Annotated in this window: 6 protein-coding genes; 4 read left to right on the plus strand and 2 right to left on the minus strand. The window is 56.1% G+C overall.

The window, feature by feature from the left end; translation table 11 throughout:
* The first annotated feature begins 447 nt into the window (after positions 1–447).
* The 4 genes from AC16KF_RS08160 (at position 448) to tatA (ending at position 4,380) form a co-directional block, all read left to right on the plus strand.
* Positions 448–1,650 carry a DinB family protein gene (locus tag AC16KF_RS08160; RefSeq protein ID WP_484036810.1) on the plus strand — a complete coding sequence of 401 codons (1,203 nt, stop codon included), beginning with the start codon at positions 448–450 and terminating at the stop codon, positions 1,648–1,650.
* A gap of 70 nt (positions 1,651–1,720) precedes the next feature.
* Positions 1,721–2,959: a beta-ketoacyl-ACP synthase II gene (fabF, locus tag AC16KF_RS08165; protein ID WP_484036811.1), complete on the plus strand. Its 1,239-nt coding sequence runs from the start codon at positions 1,721–1,723 to the stop codon at positions 2,957–2,959.
* A 68-nt stretch (positions 2,960–3,027) separates the two neighbouring features.
* A complete protein-coding gene (locus tag AC16KF_RS08170; RefSeq protein ID WP_484036812.1) occupies positions 3,028–4,131 on the plus strand; it encodes a beta-ketoacyl-ACP synthase III in 1,104 nt (367 codons plus the stop codon).
* Between the two features lie 57 nt (positions 4,132–4,188).
* On the plus strand, positions 4,189–4,380 hold the full coding sequence (gene tatA / locus AC16KF_RS08175) for a twin-arginine translocase TatA/TatE family subunit (protein ID WP_484036813.1): 192 nt from the start codon (positions 4,189–4,191) through the stop codon (positions 4,378–4,380).
* A 140-nt stretch (positions 4,381–4,520) separates the two neighbouring features.
* Here tatA and AC16KF_RS08180 read toward each other — a convergent pair whose 3' ends face one another.
* Together AC16KF_RS08180 and AC16KF_RS08185 are read right to left on the minus strand one after the other, a co-directional pair.
* Positions 4,521–5,162, minus strand: a complete 642-nt coding sequence (locus AC16KF_RS08180) for an MgtC/SapB family protein (RefSeq protein WP_484036814.1) — start codon at positions 5,160–5,162, stop codon at positions 4,521–4,523.
* Positions 5,163–5,171: 9 nt separating this feature from the next.
* Positions 5,172–6,547, minus strand: a 1,376-nt coding sequence (locus tag AC16KF_RS08185) for a thioredoxin domain-containing protein (RefSeq protein WP_484036815.1), incomplete at its 5' end; no start/stop codon positions are given.

The raw sequence follows: 6,547 nt of genomic DNA on the forward strand, positions 1-6,547 counted from the left end.
AGCCATCAACGTGAGCGAGCGGCTGAGGTAAGTATCCTGCCTGCTCGCTCATCGTTTATTTAGATTTCGAGCCTATACTACCAAGCATGAAGACACCTTTTGGCGCAGAATGCCCGCATTTTTATAGCGATTACTTCCGTGGTCGAAACGTGGAGGAATGCCGGCTGCTGAAGTCTGCCGGACAGATGTGGTCGCGCGACTTGTGTAAATTTTGCCCTGTGCCGGAAATTTCGCGGGCAAACGCCTGCGAATATATGAAGCTTACGGCAAAAGTTGGGCGTCCCCTTTCGGCGGCGTTTATGCGCCGGGTGCAGGTTTCAGCCTATTGCGAGAAATCACGGAAACAAGCGCCAGAGCCGCAAGTGGGGTGCGGGGAATGTCACACGTTGCCGTTCAAATTTGAAATCAAACCCTGAGATTTACGGGGGATCAACCTTGAAAAACTCCATGTCATTGACTCTGTTGCTCGACCTAGACGATACCCTGCTCAACACAAACCTGCCGGCGTTCATGCCCGCCTATTTTCAGGCATTGGCTGATCACGTGTGCGGTCACGTCCCATCCGATAAACTTTTGCGGGCGTTAATGAACGGGGTAAACCGCATGAACGAAAATGAAGACCCGCGCAAAAGTTTGCGCGAGGTCTTTGAATTGTATTTTTATCCCGCCCTGGGAATTCCCGCAAGCGACTTGCGCGAGGTTCTGGAGGATTTTTACGAAAGGATCTTTCCATCGCTTCAACCGCATACTTCGCCGATGCCCGGCGTAACCGAGTTTGTGGACTGGGCGGCGGCTTTCGCTGTGCATGTTGCGATCGCAACCGACCCGTTGTTCCCGCTCAAAGCAACGCATCAGCGTCTGCGCTGGGCTGGTCTGGACCCCGAGCGTTTCCAACTGGTTTCGGCCTTCGAGGATTTTCATTTCAGCAAATCGCACCCGGCCTATTATGCCGAGGTGTTGGGACGCATGGGCTGGCCGGATGGACCAATTCTCATGGTGGGCAACGACCCCTCGCGCGATATTGTCTCCGCGCACCGGCTGGGGTTGAAGACATTTTTCATCGAAGGCGAAGCAGGTTCCACACCGGGTGTCGAGGCGGGCCGAGGACGGTTGAGTGACGCGCGTCTCTGGCTGGAATCCAGCGAACGGTCTGCGCTTGAGCCGTCGTTCAAATCCCGCGATGCGGTGTTGGGAATTCTGGAATCTACACCGGCGGTCTTGAATCATTTTCTCGGCTTGTTGCGTGAGGATGACTTGAAACGCGAACAGGCGCGCGGCGATTGGGCAATGAATGAGATTGCCTGTCATTTGCGCGATACCGAGCGCGAGGTGCACGCCCTGCAACTTGAATTGATGCTGGAAAAAGCCGATGCGTTTATTCCACGGCCGGAAACGAGCGTATGGGCGAGCGAACGCGATTACTTGTTGGAGAATGCCTGCGCGGCGGGCGTCGAATTTGCGGACGCGCGCGTGGAGTTGTTGGCGCGTGTGAAATCTCTGCCGGAGGAACTGTGGTCGCGCCCGGCGCGTCATGCTATTTTTGGACCGACGAACTTCGGTGAAGTGTTGGGTTTTATGGCAGATCATGACCGGTTGCACTTGCAACAGGCGTGGAAGACCGTGCAGACCCTGCGTGGGGAACGTGTCTAATTGAGCGGGTGCGTGTTGTAATGCGCATGCCTTCTGAAACGTGGAGGCAATCCGGCGAAGGAGAAACTAAATGAGGAAACGCGTTGTCGTCACGGGGATGGGCTGTATCAGCCCTGTGGGGAATACTGTGGAAGAAACCTGGTCCGCTTTGCTCGCCGGGAAATCGGGCGCGGGCGCGATCACTCGTTTTGATTCCAGCAAGCATAAGACGCGGTTCGCGGCAGAGGTAAAAGGGTTTGATGCGGTCGCTGAATTTGGCGCGCGCGAGGCTCGCAAGATGGATCGCTTTACGCAGTTTGCCATGGTGGCTGCCGCTCAGGCGCTTGATCAGGCGGGGTTGAAGATCGACGATTCAAATCGAGACCGGATTGGCGTGCTTATCGGGACGGGAATCGGCGGGGTTGGCACGATGATGGAGCAGGCTGATATTCTGCGCGAACGCGGCGCGGACCGCGTCAGCCCGTTTCTGATCCCGATGATGATCTCGGATAGCGCGGCGGGGATGCTTGCCATTCGCGTCGGCGCGCGCGGGCCGAATATGTCGCTTGCCACTGCCTGCGCGTCTGGAAACAACGCCATCGGCGAAGCCGTGGAAATGATTCGGCGCGGCGCGGCGGATGTGATGATCGCGGGCGCGTCCGAAGCGGCGCTGGCGCCAATCACCATTGCCGGCATGAACGTGATGGGCGCGTTATCCACCCGAAACGACGACCCGCTTACCGCCTCCCGCCCGTTCGACAAGACGCGCGATGGTTTTCTGATGGGGGAGGGCGCGGGCATGTTGATCCTGGAAGAGGTCGAATATGCCAAAGCGCGCGGGGCGACCATTCTCTGTGAAATCTCCGGCTACGGAACAACCGACGATGCGCACCATATCTCGGCGCCGGCGGAGAATGGCGCAGGCGCCGCAATTTCCATGAAGTTGGCGCTCGAAAATGCGGAACTTTCCCTGACGGATATTCACTACATCAACGCGCATGGCACGTCCACCACGTTGAACGATAAGAGCGAGACCGCCGCCATCAAGAGTGTTTTTGGCGAACAGGCGTACGCGATACCGGTCTCGTCTACAAAATCGATGACCGGGCATTTGCTGGGCGCTTCGGGAGCGGTGGAAGCGATCTTTACAATTCAGGCGATCCGCGAGTCGATGTTGCCTCCGACGATCAATTACAGCACGCCAGACCCGGAGTGCGATTTGGATTACGTTCCCAACCAAGCGCGCGGCGTTGCGGTGAAACATGCCTTATCCAATTCGTTTGGGTTCGGGGGGCATAACGCCACGCTGGCGATCAGTCGTTACGAGTAAAAACCGATGATGTTGGGTGACGGCAAATTTATTTATGCCGCGACTCATGTTTTTTGCAGGAGAAAGCAATGCCCTACGCACACATAACAGGATGGGGAATGGCGGCGCCCGAAGGGGTGATGACCAACGACGATCTTGCCAAAATCGTCGACACGAACGATCAATGGATTCGCGAACGAACCGGGATTCGCGAACGGCGCATTGCTGGCGCAACGGACTTCACCTCCACGTTGGCGGTGGAGGCTTCGATCAAGGCGCTCAAGGTGGCGAATGTGCGCCCGACAGATATTGACCTGATCATTTGCTCCACATCCACGCCCGAGTATATGTTCCCCGCAACCGCGTGTTTGATTCAAGACCAACTCGGCGCGACCAAAGCGGGAGCCTTTGATCTGCTTGCCGCATGCACGGGATTCATCTATGCTTTGAATATGGGCGCGCAGGCGATCCGCAGCGGATCGATCAAAACCGCGCTGATCATTGGCTCTGAAACTCTTTCCCGATTTGTGAACTGGAAAGATCGGAACACATGTATTCTGTTTGGAGACGGCGCGGGCGCGTTCGTTTTACAGGCTAGCGAACGACCCGGCGGCGTGCTTTCTGCTGTGATGCATTCAGACGGCTCCGGCGGCGACCTGCTCACTTTACCCGCTGGGGGGAGCCGCTTCCCGGCGACCGAGTCTACTGTCCATGAGGGTTTGCATTGCATCAGAATGGACGGCAAAGAAGTCTTCCGCTTTGCCACGCGCGTCATGGCATCCGCCACGCTGGAGGCGCTCGATGCGGCGGGACTGAAAGTGGAAGATATTAAATGGATCGTGCCGCATCAGGCGAATATCCGTATTATCGAAGCGGCGGCGCGCGGACTCAAACTCCCGATGGAGAGGTTTGTCGTCAATCTCGACCGGTACGGAAATACCTCCACTGCCTCCATCCCAATCGCGATGGTGGAAGCGATCGAAAAAGGGCAGATCAAGGAGGGAGAAAAACTCGTGATGGTGGGGTTTGGCGCGGGTCTCACATGGGGCGCGCTAGCCGCCGAATGGACGGGACCGCTTCCCAGTAAAGGACACGTTCGTCCCGAGCAATATCGCAGGTTGGGTCGCGTGCGTTCGCTGGTGCGACGCGCCATCCGCTTCATTGAGGGCTTACTGTATCGCCGCGAACTATAATGGTGAATTAATCGCGACTGTGGTACGATACAGCCGAAATCAGTAAAGGAGTACTACATGCTTGGATTACCACGCGGCGCTGAATGGATCATCATCCTGGTGATCGTCATCCTGCTCTTCGGTCCCGGGCGCATCGGCAAAATTGCCGGCGAACTCGGCAGGGGCATCAAGTCTTTTCGCGAGGGGTTGAGCGAAGGCAAACAGGATGCGGAAGACGCAGATTCAAATAACAGCGCGGAAACAAAATAAAACAACAGGCTCTCGTGTGAGAGCCTGTTGTCATTTCTCGGCAAGGATGCGCAAGTGAGAGAGTTTGCGCGCCGCTGTTTTTTGTGAAAAGATTGAGTAACAGATGTTGCGCAGGTTAGCCGCAGACTGCGTAAGGCGAGTTAGTAATCAAACTCTTTGACAGACTTATCTTTCATCAACATCTCCACAAACTTCTTTTGGTTTTTTGGCGAGCCGATCACCTGCCATGTGCTAGTGATTGCGCTTTCCGTTTTCTGTTGGTGTGATTCGATGGCTTTGAGCGAGCACTCTTCAAGCGCCTGTTGAATCTTCTCGATCCCTTTTGCGTTTCCCAATCCAATAACCACTTTGTACGTGCGCGCTTCGCGGATGCGGTCGATGCGCCGCTCGACAAGAGGGAAGAAAAATAATACGATCAGCACAACGCCTGTAGAGACCAGCATAAACACCAACTCGCCCGCGCCGATGCCCATGCCCAGCGCCGCAGAGAGCCAGATCGTCGCCGCGGTGGTCAAGCCGCCGATTTTGCCGTGTTCGCGGATGATCGCGCCCGCGCCGAGGAAGCCGATGCCCGTCACGATGTTCGCGGCGATGCGCGTTTGCGTGTTGCCGGGGTCGAGGGTGAGCGAAAGGATGGTGAATAACGTCGAGCCAACGGTGATCAGAATGATGGTTCGGAAGCCGGCGGCTTTGTCTTGGTATTCGCGTTCCGCGCCGATCAGCCCCCCGACCAAAACTGCCATGCCAAGTTTGACAAGATTGTCAGTGAGTATTGGGTCCATGCGCTAATTTTACAACAACTCTTTTAATTCCGCGATTGATGTGACGGGGTTTTTGCAAACGAATCCCTCGCACACATAGGCGGTTGGCTTTCCATTTTTCAGCGGGCGTTCCTTCAACAGCGCCGGCGCATCGTTCGACGGCGGATAGGCGGATGCGGCGACGATGACGTTCGGCCTAAAAGCGGATCGGACGACGCGCGCCAACTCATACACCTCTTCGCCGCCCGCTTCACCCACGATTGCGACTTGCTTCACCTCCCCCAGGGCGAAATCTGCCGCCGACAGCCAGCGCGCGAATGCAGTGGGGTAGCGGACAGCCATGCCCACCACAAGCCCAAGTGATTTCTCCGCGAGGTCGCGGTATTTCCCTTCGTCGGTGAATGCGGCAAGTTTGAGCAATGCTTCGCACGCCAGCGCGTTGCCCGATGGCGTGGCGTTGTCTTGCGTGTCTTTCGGTCTCAGCAACAACGTTTCGCCATGTTTTGATGTGTCGAAGAAGCCGCCAGCGGGATCGTTGAACAGTTCGATCATTTCGTCGGCAAGTTCTTTTGCGGAGGCAAACCATGTGTCGTTGAAGTCGGTTTGATACAGTTCAAGCAGACCAAGAATCAACGCGGCATAATCTTCGAGGAAGACCGCGTCGGTTGTTTTTCCATCGCGCCAACTGTGCTTGAGTTTGCCGTTGGGACGTAGTTGAGAGAGAAGAAACTCCGCATTACGTGTAGCCAATTTGGCGTATTGGGTTTGGAGTTCTGACTCACCGAAAGCCCTCGCCGCTTCTGCCATTGCCGCGAGCATGAGTCCATTCCACGAGGCGAGAATTTTATCGTCTGTGCCGGGGCGGACTCGTTTTGCGCGGGCAGATAAAAGCCGGGAGTGGCAGTCGGCTAGTTTGGAGGGGACAGCCTCCACGTCGAGTTTGAAGCGGGCGGCGAGGGAGGCGTCATCCAACGCGCGTTGCAAGACTGTTTTGCCCTCCCAATTTCCACGCGCGGTAATTCCGTACGCCGCTTCAAAGAAATCTGTATCGGTTTTTAACACAGCGCGGATTTCATCGAGTGTCCACACGTAGAATTTCCCCTCTTCATGCTCAGAGTCTGCGTCGAGCGACGAATAAAACCCGCCGTTGGGGTGAGTCATTTCGCGTTCAATGAAATTGAGCGTTTCGGCAACGACGCGCTTGAAGAACGGATCGCCCGTGATCTGCCATGCGTGCAAGTACGCGCGAGTTAATAGCGCGTTGTCGTACAGCATTTTTTCAAAGTGTGGCACGCGCCAGAAATTGTCCACGCTGTAGCGCGAGAAGCCGCCGCCGACCACATCGTACATTCCGCCGCGCGCCATGGTTCGAAGCGCGTGAATAGAGGTTTTGAGAATTGGAGAAT

Source organism: Candidatus Defluviilinea gracilis (assembly GCF_057138825.1).